This is a genomic window from Mycobacterium sp. NGS59 (assembly GCF_059812345.1).
Genome location: NZ_JCALCN010000048.1, coordinates 1 through 19,206, shown reverse-complemented (window position 1 = coordinate 19,206; position 19,206 = coordinate 1). Strand labels below are relative to the sequence as shown.

Below are 19,206 nucleotides of genomic sequence, written 5' to 3'. Positions count from 1 at the left end.
ACAGTGTGGTCGGGCGTGGGGTAAGGGGTCGGTGCATGGGTTTGATTTGACGTTTTGCGCCCCGAAGTCGGTGTCGTTGTTGCGGGCGTTGCACCCCAATGAGGTGACGCAGAAGGCGGTGGTGGTCGCCCACACCGCGGCCCTGGGCGAGGCGTTGGAGTACCTGGCCGAGCATGCCGGCTACACCCGGGTGCACAACTCAGATACGGGGCAAAAAGATTTGGTGCGGCTGCCCGGAATCGTGGCGGTGGCGTATCAGCATGAGACGTCGCGGGCGGGGGATCCGCATCTGCATACCCATGTGATCGTGCCCAACCGCCAGGCCCGCGCGGACGGAAAACTGGTGTCACTCGATGGGACGTCGTTGTTTCACGAGGCGCGGGCGGCGGGGGTGATTTATCAGGCCACGCTGCGCCGGGAGTTGCACCGCGCGATCGGGGTGGAATGGTCCCCGATCGACCCCGCAACCGGGATGGCCGAGGTCGCCGCGATCGACCCGGGAAGTATTACGGCGTGGTCGCAGCGCGCTAGTGCGTTGCGGGCGTGGGCGGCCAAGAATCTGGTCGTGGTTGACCCAGCGGTGGGGCCGAGCGCGGCGCAGTTGGCGGCCGCGCAGAAAGCGACCCGCCCGGGTAAACCTGAGCAGCTGGCGTGGGCGGAATTGCGCCGGTTGTGGCGCGAGGATCCGCGCGGTTGGACGATTGATCGCGCCGCGCATCAGGCAGCGAGTCAGGCCCGTGTGGCGGCGGCGGGGCGCGGGGTGTGGTCGCGCGCCCGGCTGGTCGAGGCGGCCGAAGCGCGGGGCAAGGCGGTGCTGACGCGCGCGGATTTGGTGGAGCTGCTCGGCGCGCAACTGCCGGTCGATGTCGACGGTGATGCGCGCTCGCCGCGGCAGCTGATCGAGGCCTCGGTCGAGCAGTTGGGGATGCGGATTTCGGGGCCGCGGGCGGCGCATCAGCGGGAAGGATCGGCGCGGTTCACCCTGGACAAGATCTTGGCTACCGAGGCCCGGCTGCTCGAGTTGGTTGATGCCTGCGATGAGCGCGCGGAGCTCTACGGGTTGCGGGATCTAGATGTGGTCGGGCTGTCGTCGGATCAAGCCCGCGCGGTGGAGAACATTGCCTGGTTGCCGTGGCTGGTCTGCCCGCTCTCGGCGCCGGCGGGGGCCGGGAAAACCACCTCCATGCGGGCGCTGCGGATCGGGGCCCGCCACTCCGGGAAACGGGTGCTGGTGATCGCCCCGACCGGCAAAGCCGTCGACGTCGCGGTCCGCGAAGGCGCCGGCGATACCGGGATGACCGTCGCCGCCGCGCTAAAGGCGTTACGTGACGAAACGCTGCGGCTGGATCAGCACACCCTGGTGATCCTCGATGAGGCCGCGATGGTCGGCACCACCGAACTACGGGCGCTGCTCACCGCGACCACTACGGCCGGCGCCAAGACGGTGTTGGTCGGCGATGCCCACCAACTCAGCCCTGTCAAAGCGCCCGGGGGGATGTTCGACCAACTCTGTGCGGATCTGCCCTGGACCCAAACCCTCTCTGAGGTGTGGCGGATGAGCGATCCGGCCGAGCGTGCCGCCTCGCTGGCGTTGCGGGAGGGCGGGCCCGCCCCGCTACGGCGCGCGGTGAACTGGTACGCCGGCCATAGCCGGCTGCACTGTGGGGACCCGATCGCCATGGCCACCGACGCCCTTGAGGCGTACCGCGCCGACGTCGCCGCCGGTCGGGATGCGCTGTTGGTGTGTGACACCACCGAGATCGCCGACGCGCTCAACCGGCGACTGCACGATGACCGTCTCGGCGCCCGCGACCCGCACGCCCAAGCCGCCCCCACCGTGACTGCGGCGCGCGGGCACCAGCTCGCGGTGGGGGATCTGATCCTGACCCGCCGCAACACCGGCGACATCACGGTGTTGGCCGCCGCGGATAACACCCGATGCGGGGATGCCCCGGTACGCAACGGGCAACGCTGGCAGGTCCTGGCCGTCGATCCCGCCGGTGACCGCATCGCCGCCCGCCGGCTCAGCGACGGCGCCCGCGCCGCTTTCTCCGGGGAGTATTTGCACCAGCAGGTGACCCATGGGTATGCGGTCACCGTGCATTCGGCGCAAGGGGTCACCGCCGACACCACCCACGCGGTAATGGGAGAGCGCACCAGCCGGGCGTTGCTGTATGTGGCGATGACCCGCGGCCGGGAGTCCAACACCGCCTACCTCTACGAACGCCACGCCACCGAGACCGCCCACGAACACCGCGACCAACTGGGAGTGCATGTGCTGCGCCGCGGCACCACCGCCGACGCCGTCCAGCTCGTGCGCGCGGTGATCGCCCACCGCGACACCCCAGCCCCCAGCGCCCACCACATCGCCGCCACCGCCGACCCCCGCCAGCTGCCTGATGTCGTGCGCGGACTGCTGATTAGCCGCGACCGTGCCCGCCAGGCCCGCCAGCGCGCCTACCGCGCCTGGCACAACCAACGCCTCGACATCATCCTCGACCAACGCCGCTGGGCCCAACAGCACCTACACCGCACCCGCGCGCACCAACGCGACCGAAGCTACGGGCTGGAACTGTAGCGGGATCGGCTGCGGTGATCGTGCCTAGCTAAAAAGAGAGTTTCCGGGAAGTAATGGGTGGGCTTTCTGGCGGAATGCGCCTAGAGCGGGGCGAACCCGGCGCGCGTCGGATCGTTGTTGGTGACGGCGTGGGCCGATCGGCCCAGCTAGGAGCCCTTTCTTTAGTACGCTAGTGCCAGATAGTGGGGGATGTCGCACCAGATGGGTGTGGCACACGCGGTAAGGGGACGGCGGATGGCTGCGGCAGCAACCTCATACTCGGCACTGTTGGAGGGGTGTGTGCCCCGCTGCACCGCGGACCCGGAGCGCTGGACCACTACCCAGCCCGACACCCAAGCCGTCGCGCTGTGTGTGGCCTGCCCGCGCCGGGGATGGTGCGCCCAGCAGGCCTATCAGGCCACCAACGTGCAGGGGCTGTGGGCCGGGGTGATAATACCCGAATCCGGGCAGCGCGCCCGCGACTTCGCGCTGCGCCGCCTGCGGGTGCTGGCCGAACGTGGTGGCTATCAGGTTGCCCCGCGCCGACGCGGCCGCCCCCGCGGCTCCCGGAACTGATCTTTGTGGAGTTGCGTTTTAAGCGCACCTACGCCGAGAGCGGTTGCCGCGCAACGAGCCAAAGGTCAGAGGCGGGTCATTCCGTCGTGGTCATGGGAGCAGAAAACGCGAGGTTCATCGCGCTCGGCGCCGTAGATGACATAGCGCGCCGGTAGCTGCGGGCGAGCTTATGAGTGCTGTAAGCGGTTAAGAAGTTGCTTTGCGCTACGGTCCGTCGACCGTCTGAGTGTGGTCACCTGACTTGGCCCCACTTTGGCCGTTGTTCTTCACGAATGTTGGCCCCACCGGGGTGGTGATCACGGCTGGCCGGGTGGGGCGGTGTGTCGTCACCAATGTTGGCCCCACCCTCGTTCAGATCGTTCCTGTCGCCCGTCGTTCCTGGCGGTCGCGGTCAGGGAGGGTCGGTCAGGATGCGGTCACGCGTGGAGTTGTTCGAGAAGATCAGGAGAGATCGGCGGGTTGAGGGCCTGTCGATCCGCGAGTTGGCAGACCGGCACGGCACGCATCGCCGGACAGTGCGCCAAGCCCTCGATGACGCGGTACCGCCGCCGCGCAAGGCCTATCCGGCGCGTCCGCGTCCGGCGATCGATCCGTGGGTGACGGTGATCGACGCCTGGCTGCGCGCCGATCAGGAGGCGCCGCGCAAGCAGCGTCATACCGCGCGGCGGATCTGGCAGCGTCTGGTCGCTGAGCACGGGGCGGCGTGCTCGGAGGTGACGGTGTCGCGCTACGTCGCGCTGCGCCGAGGGCAGCTCGGACTGGTCGAGAATGAGGTGTCGGTGCCGCAGACCCACGAGGCCGGTGCCGAAGCCGAGGTCGACTTCGGTGAGTTCTTCGCCACCATCGCCGGGCTGGTGGTGAAGTGCTGGATGTTCGTGATGCGATTGTCGCACTCGGGCAAGGCCTTTCACGTCGCGTTTGCCACCCAGGCCCAGGAGGCGTTCCTGGAGGGTCACGTGCTGGCCTTCGAGCATTTCGGTGGCGTGCCGGGGCGGATCCGCTACGACAACCTCAAACCCGCCGTGGTGCGGGTGCTCAAGGGCCGCGACCGGGCCGAGTCCGAACGGTTCATCGCCCTGCGCAGCCACTACGGGTTCGATTCGTTTTTCTGCCGTCCGGGCCTGGAGGGCGCCCATGAGAAGGGTGGGGTGGAGGGTGAGATCGGACGTTTCCGGCGCCGCCACCTCGTCCCGGTCCCGGCGGTGGCCTCACTGGCCGAACTCAACGCCCTGATCGCCGCGGCCGACTGTCTTGACGACGACCGGGTGATCACCGGGCGTCCGATCACCGTCGGTGCGGCGTTCGCCGCCGAGCATGACTCGTTGATGGGGCTGCCGGCCGAGGCGTTCGACTGCGCCCGTCTGCTGACCGCCCGTATCAATAATCGTGCCAGAGTGTCTGTGCGGCAGTGCTTTTACTCCGTGCCGGCACGTTACGCCGGGCGACGGCTGCCGGTCCGTTTGAGTGCTCGGGGTGTCGAGGTCTACGACGGGCCGCGGATCGTGGCGCGTCACGACCGGGCGGTCGGACGCTACGTCGAGGTGTTGTGCCTGGATCACTACCTGGAGGTGCTGGCGACCAAGCCTGGTGCGCTGCCCGGAGCGACCGCGCTGGCGCAGGCCAAGGCGCGCGGGGTGTTCACCGCCAGCCACCAGGCCTACTGGGACGCTGCTCGCACCGCGCGCGGTGACGCCGCCGGAACCCGCGCCCTGATCATCGTCTTGTTGGCGCACCGCACGATGGCCGCCGCGGCGTTGATCGCCGCGATGGACCGGGCCGTGGCCTCGGGGTGCCTGGACCCCGAGGCGGTGCTCATCGATGCTCGCCGCGATACGACGGCGATCGCGCCGGTGGTCCCGATCGGTGCGCTGGCCCGCTACGACCGTCCCGCTCCGTCGTTGACCGATTACGACGACCTGCTGACCGGAAGCGAATCATGACCACGACAACCACCACCGGCAACGGAGCCACCGATGCCGCCGCTCAGGCCTCGATCGGGGCTGCGGCCCGTGAGTTGCACCTGCCGACGGTGCGCACCGAGGCCGCTCGGTTGGCCGAGATCGCCGCACGGCAGCACCATACCCATCTTCGCTATCTGGCCGAAGTCCTGGCCGCAGAGGTCGACGACCGTACCGAACGACGACGAGCTCGCCGTGTCAACGAGGCCAAGTTCCCCAGAGTGAAACGGTTGGCGGAGTTCAACATCGACGCCGTCCCCGGTATCGCACCCGCAACGCTGGGGCAGCTCGCCGCCGGGCACTACATGGACGCCGGCGAGCCCGTCGTGCTGCTCGGCGACTCCGGCACCGGCAAAACCCACCTGCTCATCGGGCTTGGCCTCGCGGCTTGCGAACAGGGACGCCGAGTCCGCTACGTCACCACCGCCCAGCTGGTCAACGAACTCGTCGAAGCCGCCGACGAACGTGTCCTTTCCCGCGTCGTGGCCCGCTACGGACGCTTGGATCTGCTTTGCCTCGATGAACTCGGATACGTCCAAATCGACTCCCGCGGAGCGGAATTGCTGTTTCAGATCATCACCGAACGCGAAGAACGCGCCTCGGTGGCGATCGCGACCAACCTCCCGTTCAGTGAGTGGGGCACCGTGTTCCCCGACCCTCGCCTGGTCGCCGCCATCGTCGACCGCATCACCTTTAACGCCCACATCATCGAGACCGGGACCAACTCCTACCGACTCCGCACCAGCAAGACGACAAACCGCAACAAACGCGGCACCTGACACACGGTGGGGCCAAAATTCACGACGGCAGTGGGGCCAGATCACTTGACGAAACGCAACCGTCAATCGCCTGCGCGGTTTTCCGACGTCCCGGTAGGGTGCGTGGACTATGACGCACGCCACCCCACCAGGTTGGTACCCGGATCCTTCCGGCGTGCCTGGCACCCGTTATTGGGACGGCAGTCAGTGGACTGCGACTGCTCCGCTGCCGACTGTGCTCAAGGCCAAGCGGCCGGTATGGCCGTGGATCTTGCTGGCGGTGGTGGTGCTGTTTTTCGGCGGGTGTACGGCGCTGGTCGCGGTCGTAGGGAGCGCCGGCAGCGACAAAACCACCACTAGTACGGGTAGCAGCGGCGGTGCCCCGCCGAGTAGAGCCGACACCACACCGGGGGTGGGACAAGAAGTGCGTGACGGCAAGTTCGCGTTCACCGTGACCAACGTTCGCACCTCGACCCGGGAAGGCACTTCCAAGCCGCGGGGGGAGTTTGTCATTATCACGATGACTGTGCGGAATATCGGCAACGAACCGCAGTCGTTTTTCGTGCAAAACCAGAAGTTGATCGATAGCGGGGGAAAGGAATACGCGGCTGATTCCTCAACCGCCTTGTCGATCAACGACGACACCTCGATGATTCTTGACATGAATCCGGGGTTCACGATCACGACTCAAGTGCCTTTTGACGTCCCACCTGGTACCACATATTCCACCGTGGAGCTTCATGATTCGGCGTTTAGCGGGGGCGCCAAGGTCAAGCTTCAGTAGGGCGCGCCAGGCAATCAGCGGCCTACGAACTTATCGTCGAAGGCCAGTCGTACCGACAACGCCAAAAGCCAAAGCCGGGCCCCTCCGACTGCGTCGGATTGTCCGGCAACGACTCCATAAGTCACCATCACATGGCCCATAGCCGGAAGACCAACTGGTCCCATGCTCAACCTAGAGATCACCTTGTAAGAGTGGTCTGGTCGTAGGAATCGGTTCCACCCCAATCAGATTCGCGGTTCGCTGGGACTTCGTTGAGTGCAGCGTCACCAACTTCTGGTGGTCCGGTGGCCTATGAGTACTCGATGAGCGCCCCGTCTGGGGTTGCTTTTCGCCAGCCCGGCACGGCATGTTTGCAATAGGTGCGCCGGAAAGTCTGGTCGGCAGCTTGGCCCGGAGCGGGCCGAGTGTGTTTCGGCTGGAAGGTTGATCCGTGTCAAGCAGACGGAGCAGCGTGTCGGACGCCCCACAAGCGCACGAGGTCGGCCTCCTGACCTACACCGGCCGATTGGGCGGCGGTCTTTGGGCGGACGTGCAGCGAAAGCTGCCTTTCTACACGAGCGACTTCAAGGACGGGCTGCATTCGAAAGCCGTAGCATCTGTCAGTTTTCTTTTTTTCGCCTGCCTTGCGAATGCTATTGCCTTCGGTGGCCTCACCAGTGTCATGACCGACGGTGAGATCGGCATCGTGGAAATGATTGTGGCAACCGCCTTCGGCGGAATCCTGTTCGCGCTCCTGTCCGCTCAACCCCTGACAATTTTGGGCGGCACCGGCCCCATCGTCATCTTCACCGGCCTGCTGTACACGATGTGCCGGCGTTTCGATCTTCCCTTTTTACCGGTCTACGCCTGGGTAGGAGTTTGGTCGGGCGTTCTCATGCTCGTCCTCGCGGTCACCGATGCCAGCACGCTGATGAGGTTCTTCACCCGCTTCGTCGACGAGATCTTCGCCGTCCTCATCGCCGTCATTTTCATCGTCGAAGCGGCGCGCTCCGTGGTGTCGCCCTTCACCGCGTCATCGCGCAACGACGCGACCGCCCTGATGACCGTGGTGCTGGCACTGGGGACATTTCTGTTGGCCCGCAACTTCAAGACTTTCCTGCAGACCAGGTATATCCAGCGCAGGTTCCGTGAATTCGTGGCAGATTTCGGACCCACCATCGCCATCGCGCTGATGACGATCTTCGCTTTGGCGTTGCCGGAGGTCAAGGTGGCGGACGTGGCCATTCCCGACCATTTTGGCACCACTACCGGCCGGCCCTGGCTCGTCGACATGTTCTCGGTGCCCGTCTGGCTGATCCTCGCTTGCCTCGGGCCGGCAATCCTCGTCACGGTTCTGCTATTTCTCGATCAGAACATTACGACTCGTCTGGTCAACAGCCCGTCGCATGCCCTCCGAAAAGGTGGGGGCTATCACCTGGACCTGGCTGTCGTCGCCGTCATCACGGCGGTGTGCTCGGTGTTCGGTTTGCCCTGGATCGTGGCGGCCACGGTCCATTCCCTCAACCACGTCAAGAGTCTGGCGACCACCAAACGACCCGTCGAGACGTATGTGTCGCAGGGATTTGGCGCAAACCAGTCTGAAGACGACGACTCCGGTGCGGAGCGAATTCTAGCTGTCCGAGAAAATCGAGTCTCCCCGCTCGCGATTCATTTGCTGATCGCTGCCTCAATTTTCATGTTGCCGGTGATCAAGAAAGTTCCGATCGAGGTACTTTTCGGCCTGTTCCTGTTCATGGGTTTCGCCACCCTCAACGGGACGGACTTCTATGCGCGGTTGAAATTGTGGTTGACGGACCGCAATCTGTACCCCAACACCCATTACGTTCGTCATGTTCCCTGGAAAGTCATCCACGTCTTCACCTTGGTGCAGGTTCTTTGTCTGGTGGTGTTGTGGATCCTCAAGAGCAGCCCGGTGGGGATCTTGTTCCCCTTATTCATCGCGATGCTGGTGCCGTTGCGACTTCTGCTCAACAGGTGGTTCCAGGCAGAGCATCTGGCCTTGCTCGACGCCGATGAGCAGGCCGACGACGAGAGCATGGGGGACTTCCGGCCCTAAGCTTCGAGGTGATGCAAAACGTCCTGATGCTGCAGTCCAAAAGACTGAGCCGACGTAGGATTGGTATTACACGTGTTGGGCTTGAAGACGGGATACACGCCCGACTTCAGCGGCCTACTGGGCTTTCCGCCGCCATCACAGCGTGCACACCGAACGGGCCGTGGCTATGAGCACCAATCTCGACGTCGTTTGTTCGTGAATGGTGGCGTCGGTGCGAAACGTGGGTGATTGATTGTTCGTGAATGTTGGAGTCAGGCCCAAGGGAGTGACGTGACATCGCCGTTGGTGATTGGGCCGGCGAGCTCGGGTCGGCCGGGTGCTCAATGTCCGGCTCGGGATGTGGACTTACCGCGTCCCGGCGGTCTCGATGATGTCGGCGCCGGTGGCCGCACCGCCGGCTTGGTCGATGGCGTTCTTCATGGCGTCGAGGTTGGCACGGATGTTTGGGTCGGCGACGACGCGCTCGGCCACATCCCGAAGTTGATGGGCCGTGGCCGAGGGGACGCGCACCCCGAGGCCGAGTTGGTCGATGCGGCCGGCGTTGACGGCCTGTTCGCGGACTTGAGGAACGGCGATGGTGGGCACCTGGTGGTAGAGCGCTTCCATGACCGAGCCCATCCCGGCGTGGGTGATGAACGCCGCCGCGTGGCGTAGAACCGCGAGTTGGGGTGCCCGGCGGTGGATTTCGATGTTGGGTGGCAGCATGCCCAGTGCGGCGGGATCAAGATGATCACCGATGGCCATCACGACGTGAAACATGCTGTCGGCGAACATGTCTGCGCACGAGGTGAAGAAGTCTGGTTGGTTGTTGAACGCGGTTCCCAAAGACACCAAGAGCAGCGGTGCGTTACCTGGCGGGGGTTGCCAGTGCGGTATCTGGCGGGCGCGCTGCGGTACTGATGGGCCGATGAAGTGACAGCTGTCGTTGAAGGTGTCTGCGGCGATCTGAAACTCCCGTGGCACGAACACGAGCGACGGTGACGCAGGCGTGCTGCCGGTGTCGTGCCCGTTGGGGACGGGCTGGCTGTAGGAGGTGAACCAGTCGGTGAGTTCCCCGAAGTAGCGCCCCATGCCCGGATGGTTCGGGGTGAATCCGTCGATCAGCTCGGCCGGGGTGAACACGGTGTTGGTCGCCAAGGTCGGGACCAGCGAGACCATCGGCACCTCGAAGATGCCGGTGAGCAGTGGTCCGAGGGGAACACTGTCCGTGCACACCACGTCGGGAGGGTCGGCGGCGAGCACGTCGAGCAGGTGCGGGGTGAGGGTTCGAGCCGCAGCCAGGAACGCGCGTAGGTCGGCGCTGAGGGTCTCGGCGGTGAAGCCGGTGGCGGCCAGGGTGCTGGTGTTGGGTTCCCAGCCCAGATCAACGACCGCCGCTCCAGCCAGGTGCAGTTCGGATGCCAGCGATCTGCCGCTGATGTAGGTGACGCGATGCCCGTGGTCGGTGAGTTCCTCAACCAGTGGCAGCGTCGGATACACATGCCCGGGTGCCGGCGGGGTGGTGAACAGAACATGCATCGCAGCGCATCCATTTCCGATAGATTTACCTAGACACGTCTAGTTACATTACACAGCTAAGGATGATGCAATGACCGGTGCGAGCGCCACCCGGACCGATTTGGCGGGCCTGGTCGGTCAGGTCGTCCGGCTAGCAGGCCCCATCAACGCGCTGATGGCCCGCGAACTTATGTTGCCGCTCAACGATTTAGCGGCATTGCATCACCTGGTGGGGCTGCCACCAGCGGGGCCGGCGGAGTTGGGCCGGCGGCTGGGAATGTCCTCGGCGTCGGCCACGGTGCTGGCGGATCGGCTCGAACGCGCCGGTTACATCCGCCGCCGCCGGGACCCTTCGGATCGCCGCAGAGTCGTTCTGGAGGTCACCGAGGCCACCGCTGCCCGTTCGCAGGCCGCGATCGGCCCGCTCGTGGAGGCGCTCACCACGATCAGCGACAGCCTGGATGAGTCCGCCCAGCAGGCGGTCGGCACCTACCTGACCCGGGTGATCACCGCGATGGCCAATTTCGCCGGCGCTGATGTCTCGGAACGCCCGAGTTGAGTTGTACGCGGCGATCCGCCGCGACGCCCGCGCGGGCGTATCCGGTCGCGAGATTCAGCGCAAACATGGTGTCGGGTGGCGCACGGTGCAGGCGGCGGTAGCGTCGGCGTGGCCGCCGCAGCGCGCCGCCTACCCGACCCGGGTGTCGAAACTCGACGCGTTCAAACCCGTCATCGACGACATCCTGCGCGCCGACCTCGACGCACCGCGCAAGCAACGTCACACCGTCACAAGGATTTTCGACCGGCTGCGCACCGAGCACGGCATGGACGACGTGTCCTACCCGGTGGTGCGGGCCTACGTGGCCACACGACGGCCAGAGATCAGCATCGAATGCGGCCGCGGCGTGCCCGGGGTATTCGTCCCGCAGACGCACCTGCCCGGCCGGGAAGCCGAAGTGGATTTCGGCGAAATCGGTGTCCGCCTGCGCGGCCAACTCGTCACCTGCCACCTGTTCTCATTGCGAATGTCCTACTCGGGCAAGGCTGTTCACCGAGCGTCGGCAACCGGCGGGCAGGAAGCCTTCTTCGAGGGCCACGTGCACGCCTTCCAGGTACTCGGTGGGGTACCCGCCGGCAAGGTTCGCTACGACAATCTCAAAGCCGCTGTGGCCCAAGTGATCGGGTTCTCCCGCCAACGCGTCGAAACCGACCGCTGGGTGGCGTTTCGCTCACACTTTGACCTCGACGCGTTCTACTGCCAGCCAGGAATCACCGGGGCTCACGAAAAAGGCGGTGTGGAAGGCGACATCGGATGGTTCCGGCGCAATCACCTCGTGCCCGTACCCGAGGTCGCATCGCTGCGCGAACTCAACGAACTCATCGACGACTACGACCGCGACGACGATCACCGCCGGATCGGGCACCGCGCCCACACCGTCGCCGAATCCTTCAGCGCGGAACGCCAACTCCTCAAACCCCTACCCGTCGAGCCGTTCGAGACCGGGCTGTGGCTGACACCGCGGGTGGACCGCTACGCCCAGATCACCGTGCGCACCAATAGGTACTCCGTGCCTTCTCGGCTCATCGGACGCCAAGTCCGCGTACTGCTCAACGCCTCCGACCTGACCGTCTACGACGGCCGGACCCTCGTGGCCACCCACGAACGAATGCTGACCAAGGGTGGCGCCTGCCTGGACCTGGACCACTACCTGGAGGCCTTCATCCGCAAACCCGGTGCTTTCCCCGGGGCGACCGCGCTGGAGCAGGCCCGCGCCGCGGGCATCTTCACCACCGCCCACGACGCGTGGTGGGCAGCTGCCTGCAAGGCCCACGGTGACACCGAAGGAACCCGCGCACTCATCGAAGTCCTTCTGCTGCACCGCCATACCGACCACCGCCACGTCGTGGCCGGCATCACCGCAGCACTACACGCCGGGGCACTGACCGCCGACGCCGTCGCCCTGGAATCCCGTAAGGCCGCTGACGCCGCCCAAGGCGTCACTGCGAGCATCGAGCCGTCGCCCCCTGACGTGATGTCGGTGGCGTCGCTGACCCAGCGCCGCTTGACCCATCTGCCGGTCGACACGCGGCCGCCGCCGTCAGTGACCGCCTATGACCAGCTTCTCCGGCACAACAACCCGTAGAACATCAAACGAAAGGCCTCACCGAGATGAGTACACCAGCTCGCCGCGGACTGACCGAACAAGCCGCCGACGCCGCTATCGACCAGGCCTGCCGCATGCTCCGGCTGCCCACCATCCGGCAGCATTTCCCAGAGACCGCCGACACCGCCGCCCGCCAACAACAGTCCTACCGCGCCTTCCTAGCTGAGCTGCTGCTCGCCGAATGCGATGACCGCGCCCGCCGGCGCTCCGAACGCCGTATCCGGGCTGCGGCGTTCCCGCGTGAAAAGTCGCTTCGCACTTTCGATTACGCTGCCAACCCGAATGTTGACCCCGCCGTCATCAACACCCTGGCCACCTGCGACTGGGTTCGCAAAGGCCAGCCCCTCTGCCTCATCGGTGACTCCGGCACCGGCAAGAGTCATCTGCTCATCGCCTTGGGGACCGAGGCCGCCATGGCTGGCTTCCGGGTCAAATACACCCTGGCCGCCAAGCTCGTTAACGAACTCGTCGAAGCCGCCGACGAAATGACGCTGACCAAGACGATCGCCCGCTATGGCCGGGTTGACTTGCTCTGCATTGACGAACTTGGCTATATGGCCCTGGACAAGCGAGGCGCAGAGCTGCTCTTCCAGGTGCTCACCGAACGCGAGGAAAAGGCCTCCGTGGGCATCGCGAGCAACGAGGCGTTCAGCGGCTGGACAAAGACCTTTACCGACCCGCGACTGTGCGCCGCCATCGTCGATCGCCTCACCTTCGGCGGCAACATCCTCGAAACCGGCACCGACTCCTACCGCCTCGCCCACACCCTGCGCAACCGCGACAACACCGACAAGTGACGTCAACATTCACGAACACACCGATGCCGCAGACGACCGCAGTGACGTCAGAATTCGCGAACAACCGACGTCAAGATTGACGACCAAAGCCAGGGCCGACACGTTATTCAAACGCCTACGCGGGGCACGCCTGGACGGCACCTACGAAGACGAGATGCGAAAACTGCACCGCGTCGAGCTGCTGATCATTGATGATCTGGCGCTCCACCGCCTGGAAACCACCAAAACCAGCGACTTCTACGAGCCCATCACCCTGGCAGGCGACACATTGCCAGGCAGATGATTTTCGCTGGGCATGACGAGGCTACGGTAGACGCTGGATCGGAAGATGCCGGGGGTGCGGGCGATCTGGGCGCGAGGAGTGCCCGCCTGGTCGAAAGCCTGAACCGCGACGGGAGGTGTCAGCGGTGTCGATATCCAGGTTGTCTCGTTTCTAAAGCAACGAGAGTGATGAGATCCTGTCTCGATCGGCCGCAGCGCGTCTCATCCACAGTGAACGCTGTTGACGCCGTTGTTCGGAGTGCGCTATAAGCTGCTGGCTCCGAGTGACAACTTCCTGTGCTCGCAGAACGATTGCCTGACAGTCCAGGCACAGCCGGGCCGCTTCAGCGCACAGGTCATCGAGAACTGTCGGTGGCGTGCCGTCTAATAGTCGCGGATGCACGCCAATACAGCACGGCGTCTTCACAGATGACCTCTTACCTGTGATTTTCAGAGGTAAGTGGCGGTGAATCTTCAGCGGTAAATGGCGTCACATAGTCGCGATGACCCGCGTGCGGTTAAGCGTTTAGGCGATCTTCGTATGGGGCGTCGGGCGGAATCTGTAGGACCTCGATCATCTCGGATGTGCGGAGCTGGTCGATAAGTTCACGTGTACCGCCGATGATGGTGGAGTCGTAGTCGACTTCGGTTGCCACGCACCAGGTGTGGTCGGCGGGCCAGAAGAAGCTTGGCGATTGGGGGATGAAAAAGTCCTCGTTGACCCAGTGTCCGATCCGTACGGCGGCGTCGATGTGGCCTTTAAACAGGTGGTATCTGCGGCCGGGTAGTGAAAAGGTGGGTCCGCTTGTGGCGAGTCGCCATTGAGCCGGTGCCGGCTGGGGCGGTTGGATGTCCGGGATCACACCGTCGGGAGCGTAGTAGGCGGTGATCGTCGACGCCGGACTGTCATGGTCGTGGAGCCAGCCCCAGCCTTCCCAGACCGCGAAACAGCACGCCTGTGCTGTCGTGGTGTGCCTGGCGAGGATGGCGCAGAGCGCCTTGAGTGCCCAGCCGTTCAGGTCTCCCCGCATGGGGTCGCCCGGTCGGCCGCGTCCCGAGGATGCTGAGGACTTGATCTTCTCCCACCAGGCCGATGGATGGAGAATGCGGCTGTTGGCGCGGGCCACCGTCGCCCAGGTCAGTGGTCCGGGGTGATCGTCGAGGGGATGCAGTAGCCGGGCGTAGGCCCCAAAGCCGGCACCGACCATGCCGGTCGGCCAGTGCTGGTGATCCCATAGGTCTACCCGGTCGATCAGCCACTGAGCCGGCTCGGCCGAGCCGGCAGGTCGAGGAGGTTGATGATCCACCCTGCCACGATCCCTTACACCGCCCCGTTACGCAGCATCGGCGTGTTTCGTTAACGATCGTTCGCGCGACAGTCCGCCAGGCTGAACATTTCCGCAGGATAGGCCTGTAACGCTTGCCGTGTCCGCGCCAACGTCAACTTGTCGGGGGTTGGCGATACCGTCCGGCCATGCGGATCGGCTACGCGCGGGTCTCCACCCGCGACCAGCACCCCGAGGCCCAACGCGATGCGCTCACCGCGGCGGGCTGTGACCAGATTTTCCTCGACAAGGTGTCGGGCAAGCTGGCCCGCCGGCCGGAGCTCGACAAAGCTCTGCTGTCGGCCAACCGTGTCGGCGATCAGCTGGTGGTGACCAAACTGGACCGGCTGGGCCGATCGCTGGAGCATCTCATCGAGTTGTCCAAGCGCCTGCAGGGCGCCGGCGTGGATTTGGTGGTACTCGACCAAGGCATCGACACTTCAACGGCCATTGGCCGCATGTTCTTCCAAATCCTCGGCGCTGTAGCGGAATTCGAGCACGCTTTGATGTCGGAGCGCACCATGGACGGTTTGGCGGCCGCGCGGGCCCGCGGCCGCACCGGTGGGCAAAAACCCAAACTGGGTCCCCGTCAGGTGAAGCTGGCCCAGCAGATGTACGACGAGAAAGACGAACACGGCAAGCGTCGCTACACCGTCGAGCAGATCGCCGCCGAGTTCGGAGTCACCCGACCCACCATTTATCGGCATCTGGGCAAGGCCCTTAACAACGGCTCGGCCGCATCATGACCCCCCCCGCAAGAGCCGGTCAGGACACCGGACGAAGCGGATACCGCATTGACCATGGCCCAACGCGAACAGGCGATGGCCCGCTACGCGGTGCTGCGCCCACACCTGGACGACGGGATATCGCTGGCCGAAGCCGCGCGTCAGGGTGAGGTGGCGCTGCGCACCGCGCAGCGCTGGCTGGCCAGCTACCGCAAGTCAGGACTAGTGGGGCTGGTCCGTCCTGGACGCTCTGATTGCGGCCGCCGCGGGTTGCCCGATCAAATGGTCACGCTGATCGAGGGGCTGGCATTACGACGGCCTCCGATCAGTGCGGCAAATATTCACCGCCAGGTGACCCAGATTGCGCCGCAACATGACTGGCCGGTGCCGTCCTACAGCACGGTGTACGCGATCGTCGCGGGCCTCGATCCGGGCTTGCGGATGTTGGCCCACGAGGGCACCAAACGATACGAGGAGACCTTCGATTTGGTGTATCGGCGTCAAGCGAGCGGGCCGAACGAGCTATGGCAGGCCGACCACACTGAACTGGACCTATGGGTGATCACGCCGTCGGCAAAGCCGGCTCGCCCCTGGTTGACTGTCATCGAAGACGACCACTCCCGCGCTGCAGCCGGCTACATGGTCAGCTTGGAGGCACCCTCCGCGATCAACACCGCTTTGGCGCTGCGGCAAGCGATTTGGCGCAAACCCGATCCCGGTTGGCCGGTGTGCGGCATCCCTGGCGTTTTCTACACCGACCACGGCAGCGACTTCACCTCCCGGCATATGGAGACCGTAGCGGCCGAACTGAAAATCCAACTGGTGTTCTCCCTGCCCGGCAAGCCACGCGGCCGGGGCAAAATCGAGCGGCTGTTCAACAGCGTCAACCAGATGTGCCTGTCGACGTTGCCCGGCTACGCGCCACGCGGAACCCCTGATCGAGCCGGACAGGCCCGGCTCACCCTGCCCGAATTGGACACCGCGATCGGGCGGTTCCTCAGCGACGGCTATCACCACCGGGTGCACAGCGAGACCCGCCAAACACCAGCACAGCGCTGGTCGGGCGGCGGGTTCTTGCCCAGGATGCCCGACTCGTTGGAGCAACTCGACCTGCTGCTGCTCACCGTGGCCCAGCCCCGCAAGATCCACCCCGATGGAGTGCACTTCCAAGGACTGCGCTACCTAGACCCGGTGCTGGCCGCCTACGTCGGCGAACAGGTCACCATCCGCTACGACCCGCGCGACCTGGCAGAGATCCGCATCTTCCACGACGACAAGTTCGTCTGCCGGGCGATTTGCCCCGAGCTGGCCGGCACCACCGTCGCGCTCAAGGAAATAACCGCCGCCCGCAATGCCCGCCGCCGCGAACTACGCCAAGGCCTTCGTGATCGCGCCAAGGTTGTCGACCAGCTCATCGCCGTTCATCAGCCCGACTGCAACTACCCGCTGCCTGGGATGGCCGTAGCGGCTAGTGGGCCAGCCGACCTCGACCAGGATTCGGCGCCCAAACATGCGCTCAAGCTTTACCGAGAGGACTGACCACGTCATGGCCGACATCCAGGACCAGGACACCCAACACACCGCTGCCCCCTCATCCGAGCAGTCAACTACCACAACGAAATTCGTTGTCACCAAGCAGCATCGCCGCTTCGTTGAATTCTGCGATGCCGTGCGCCGCGACCGCTACATCGGCCTATGCCACGGCGCACCCGGTGTCGGCAAAACGCTGTCGGCTCGCCACTACAGCTCATGGGACACCGTCAGACCGATCGTCGAGCACTTCCGCTTCTACGAGACCGTCGCACCCGAACCTGCTCTCGCCGTGCGCACCGTCTTCTACACCCCCAAGGTGCACAACACACCCCTCATCGTCGAGAAAGAGGTCCGATACCTGCACACCCGGCTCAGCTGGGCCATTGAGACCACGCTGAACCCCGACCGCGGCTCCGAGCACCTCGTTGAACCTGACGGGGCGTATACCGAACTGGTCATCGTCGACGAAGCCGACCGGCTGAAAAACCCCGCCCTAGAAGCGCTACGCGACCACCACGACCGCACCGGCGCCGGCCTGATCCTCATCGGCATGCCCGGCATTGAACGCCGACTGGCCCGCTACCCGCAGCTCTACAGCCGCGTCGGATTCCTGCACCACTACCAACCCCTGTCCAGCGACGAACAAACCTTCGTACTGTCGCGTCAGTGGCCCGACCTCGGCCTCGACAACCCCGAAGACTTCACCACCCGCGAGGCCCGCGCCGCGATCATCCGCATCACCAGCGGCAATTTCAGGCTCACCACCCGGCTGATGGCGCAGATCCATCGCATCATGGACATCAACCAGCTCAACACGGTCACAAGCGAAGTCGTCGACGCCGCCCGCGAATCCCTCGTCATCGGGATCATGTAACGCCATCTATCGCTGAAGATTCACCGCCACTTACCTCTGAAGATCACAGGTGCGACCTGGCGCTATTCGACCGCAAGGTGGGCCGCGTACTGCTGTCTCGTTTCTCTAGAAACGAGAACAGCTCCTGGCGACACCGTGTCCCCCTGAACACCCTTGTCACACACGTAGTGTTGTGTGACACTGTTTATTGTTTGTCATACAAAATTACGTTAAGGAGGGCGATATGGCTGTCTTGAATATCCGAGTCGACGATCAGGTCCGCGCTGAACTCAAGGACATGGCTGACGCCGAGGGTGTCACCGTCAGCGAGTACGTCCGCGATCTACTCATGGCCGCGCTCGTCCCTGGCTATGAGTCCAAGGAGGACCACGGTGACCTGCCGGCGCCGGAGACGATGCGGATTGCTGACCGGCAGGTGCTTTCCCTGCTTCACCGCATCCTCGCGCGCGTGCTGCCCGAGGACAACGACGACGTGGACGGAGACCTCGGTTATCAGCTGGGGCGTGCGCGGGTGATCGAGGCGGGCTACACCGGGGAGTACTGGCGTGAAGTCGCCGGGTTCAGCCCCGAGCTGTCCAAGCGTGATTGTGGCCGTGTCCTGGACATCCTCGACATGTTCCGCATCATCACCTTCAGCATCCGGCGGCTGGAGAAGGACGGGACCGCAGTCGACGAGGACCTCAAGTACGAGCTGGAATTCCGGGGCTTCGACGGCAACGACGGCCTCGAAAACCACATGGCCCGCTACGTCGAGTTCCTCATGAGCGACGGCCGGTGGGCTGAACTGCACGAACAGTGGAAGAGCAACGACGAGGGGAACTCTCACTCCCTCATGCTCGACACCTACATGCGCATGGTTGCCGAACACCGCCGCATCAAGGCCAGCCGCGACCGCGGATTCCACCGAGAGGACTACCTGCTGTCCCTCGACGAGCTGCAGCAGATCGCAGACGCTCGCCACCCGTCGCGCCGCGGCTAGCCTTCGAGCGGGGCCTGGCTCCCCCGGTCTGGCGCAAAAGACACGAGACGGCTCCCGCCCGGCCCGCAAGCGGCCCGGTTGGGTCTGAAAATCCCGTGCCCCACTCAGGAGCGCGCGAGGCCGCCAAAAAGCTGTGCAGCAGAGTATTCGGCGTCGAACTACCGTTCACGGGCATGAGAAACCAGATCAGCACTCAGTGGGTGCTCATCGAAGCAATTCAGGCTGACGACGTCCTTTTCGACCAGGACTCACAGTCGAGCTGGCCGGTCCTCAGCTGCCAGCCACATCCGGCGCAGCACTGGCGTCGTCTGGTGTCGGGCGAGCCCGGGTCCGGTCGCTGCCTTAATGCCCCGATCGGTAC

General features: G+C 64.7%; 16 protein-coding genes and 1 pseudogene. 15 read left to right on the top strand and 2 right to left on the bottom strand.

The window, feature by feature from the left end; translation table 11 throughout:
• The 6 genes from mobF to AC5Y46_RS25965 form a co-directional block, all read left to right on the top strand.
• Positions 1-2,578, top strand: a 2,578-nt coding sequence (gene mobF, locus AC5Y46_RS25990; RefSeq protein WP_499993780.1) for a MobF family relaxase, incomplete at its 5' end; no start/stop codon positions are given.
• 234 nt (positions 2,579-2,812) lie between these two features.
• The gene (locus tag AC5Y46_RS25985) at positions 2,813-3,133 is read left to right on the top strand and encodes a WhiB family transcriptional regulator (protein WP_499946993.1); all 321 of its coding nucleotides are present in this window, start codon (positions 2,813-2,815) and stop codon (positions 3,131-3,133) included.
• A 410-nt stretch (positions 3,134-3,543) separates the two neighbouring features.
• Positions 3,544-5,073, top strand: a complete 1,530-nt coding sequence (gene istA, locus AC5Y46_RS25980) for an IS21 family transposase (RefSeq protein ID WP_499946994.1) — start codon at positions 3,544-3,546, stop codon at positions 5,071-5,073.
• A complete protein-coding gene (istB, locus tag AC5Y46_RS25975; protein WP_499993778.1) occupies positions 5,070-5,870 on the top strand; it encodes an IS21-like element helper ATPase IstB in 801 nt (266 codons plus the stop codon). Before istA (AC5Y46_RS25980) ends, istB (AC5Y46_RS25975) begins: the two co-directional genes overlap by 4 nt.
• A 109-nt stretch (positions 5,871-5,979) precedes the next feature.
• Entirely contained in the window at positions 5,980-6,633 is a 654-nt protein-coding gene (locus tag AC5Y46_RS25970) for a DUF4352 domain-containing protein (protein WP_499946995.1), read from the top strand.
• 451 nt (positions 6,634-7,084) lie between these two features.
• Complete coding sequence (locus AC5Y46_RS25965) at positions 7,085-8,689, top strand: sodium bicarbonate transporter family protein (RefSeq protein WP_499946996.1); 1,605 nt, start codon at positions 7,085-7,087, stop codon at positions 8,687-8,689.
• 345 nt (positions 8,690-9,034) lie between these two features.
• On the opposite strand, the gene AC5Y46_RS25960 is transcribed toward AC5Y46_RS25965, so the two are convergent.
• A complete protein-coding gene (locus AC5Y46_RS25960) occupies positions 9,035-10,207 on the bottom strand; it encodes a macrolide family glycosyltransferase (protein WP_499946997.1) in 1,173 nt (390 codons plus the stop codon).
• A gap of 70 nt (positions 10,208-10,277) precedes the next feature.
• Here AC5Y46_RS25960 and AC5Y46_RS25955 point away from each other — a divergent pair, with 70 nt between their 5' ends.
• From AC5Y46_RS25955 to AC5Y46_RS25940, 4 genes and pseudogenes are all read left to right on the top strand, one after another.
• A complete protein-coding gene (locus AC5Y46_RS25955; protein ID WP_499946998.1) occupies positions 10,278-10,745 on the top strand; it encodes a MarR family winged helix-turn-helix transcriptional regulator in 468 nt (155 codons plus the stop codon).
• Positions 10,723-12,330, top strand: coding sequence for an IS21 family transposase (istA, locus tag AC5Y46_RS25950; protein ID WP_499993776.1), 1,608 nt, complete (start codon positions 10,723-10,725; stop codon positions 12,328-12,330). Before AC5Y46_RS25955 ends, istA (AC5Y46_RS25950) begins: the two co-directional genes overlap by 23 nt.
• A 26-nt stretch (positions 12,331-12,356) precedes the next feature.
• Complete coding sequence (gene istB, locus AC5Y46_RS25945; protein WP_499947000.1) at positions 12,357-13,148, top strand: IS21-like element helper ATPase IstB; 792 nt, start codon at positions 12,357-12,359, stop codon at positions 13,146-13,148.
• A 91-nt stretch (positions 13,149-13,239) separates the two neighbouring features.
• Positions 13,240-13,398: pseudogene (locus AC5Y46_RS25940) on the top strand (ATP-binding protein); the annotation flags it as partial.
• 529 nt (positions 13,399-13,927) lie between these two features.
• Here the strand turns inward: AC5Y46_RS25940 and AC5Y46_RS25935 are convergent.
• Positions 13,928-14,716 (bottom strand): hypothetical protein, encoded by a 789-nt coding sequence (locus AC5Y46_RS25935; RefSeq protein ID WP_068021939.1) that lies wholly within the window; start codon positions 14,714-14,716, stop codon positions 13,928-13,930.
• 167 nt (positions 14,717-14,883) lie between these two features.
• Here AC5Y46_RS25935 and AC5Y46_RS25930 point away from each other — a divergent pair, with 167 nt between their 5' ends.
• The 5 genes from AC5Y46_RS25930 to AC5Y46_RS25910 form a co-directional block, all read left to right on the top strand.
• Positions 14,884-15,480 (top strand): recombinase family protein, encoded by a 597-nt coding sequence (locus AC5Y46_RS25930; protein ID WP_055576341.1) that lies wholly within the window; start codon positions 14,884-14,886, stop codon positions 15,478-15,480.
• 54 nt (positions 15,481-15,534) lie between these two features.
• Complete coding sequence (locus AC5Y46_RS25925) at positions 15,535-16,998, top strand: TnsB C-terminal domain-containing protein (protein ID WP_055576340.1); 1,464 nt, start codon at positions 15,535-15,537, stop codon at positions 16,996-16,998.
• A gap of 7 nt (positions 16,999-17,005) precedes the next feature.
• Positions 17,006-17,866, top strand: coding sequence for an AAA family ATPase (locus tag AC5Y46_RS25920; protein WP_055576339.1), 861 nt, complete (start codon positions 17,006-17,008; stop codon positions 17,864-17,866).
• Between the two features lie 223 nt (positions 17,867-18,089).
• A complete protein-coding gene (locus AC5Y46_RS25915) occupies positions 18,090-18,845 on the top strand; it encodes a YfbU family protein (protein WP_083123076.1) in 756 nt (251 codons plus the stop codon).
• A 173-nt stretch (positions 18,846-19,018) separates the two neighbouring features.
• The coding region (locus AC5Y46_RS25910) for a hypothetical protein (RefSeq protein ID WP_499993772.1) at positions 19,019-19,206 on the top strand (188 nt) is incomplete at its 3' end.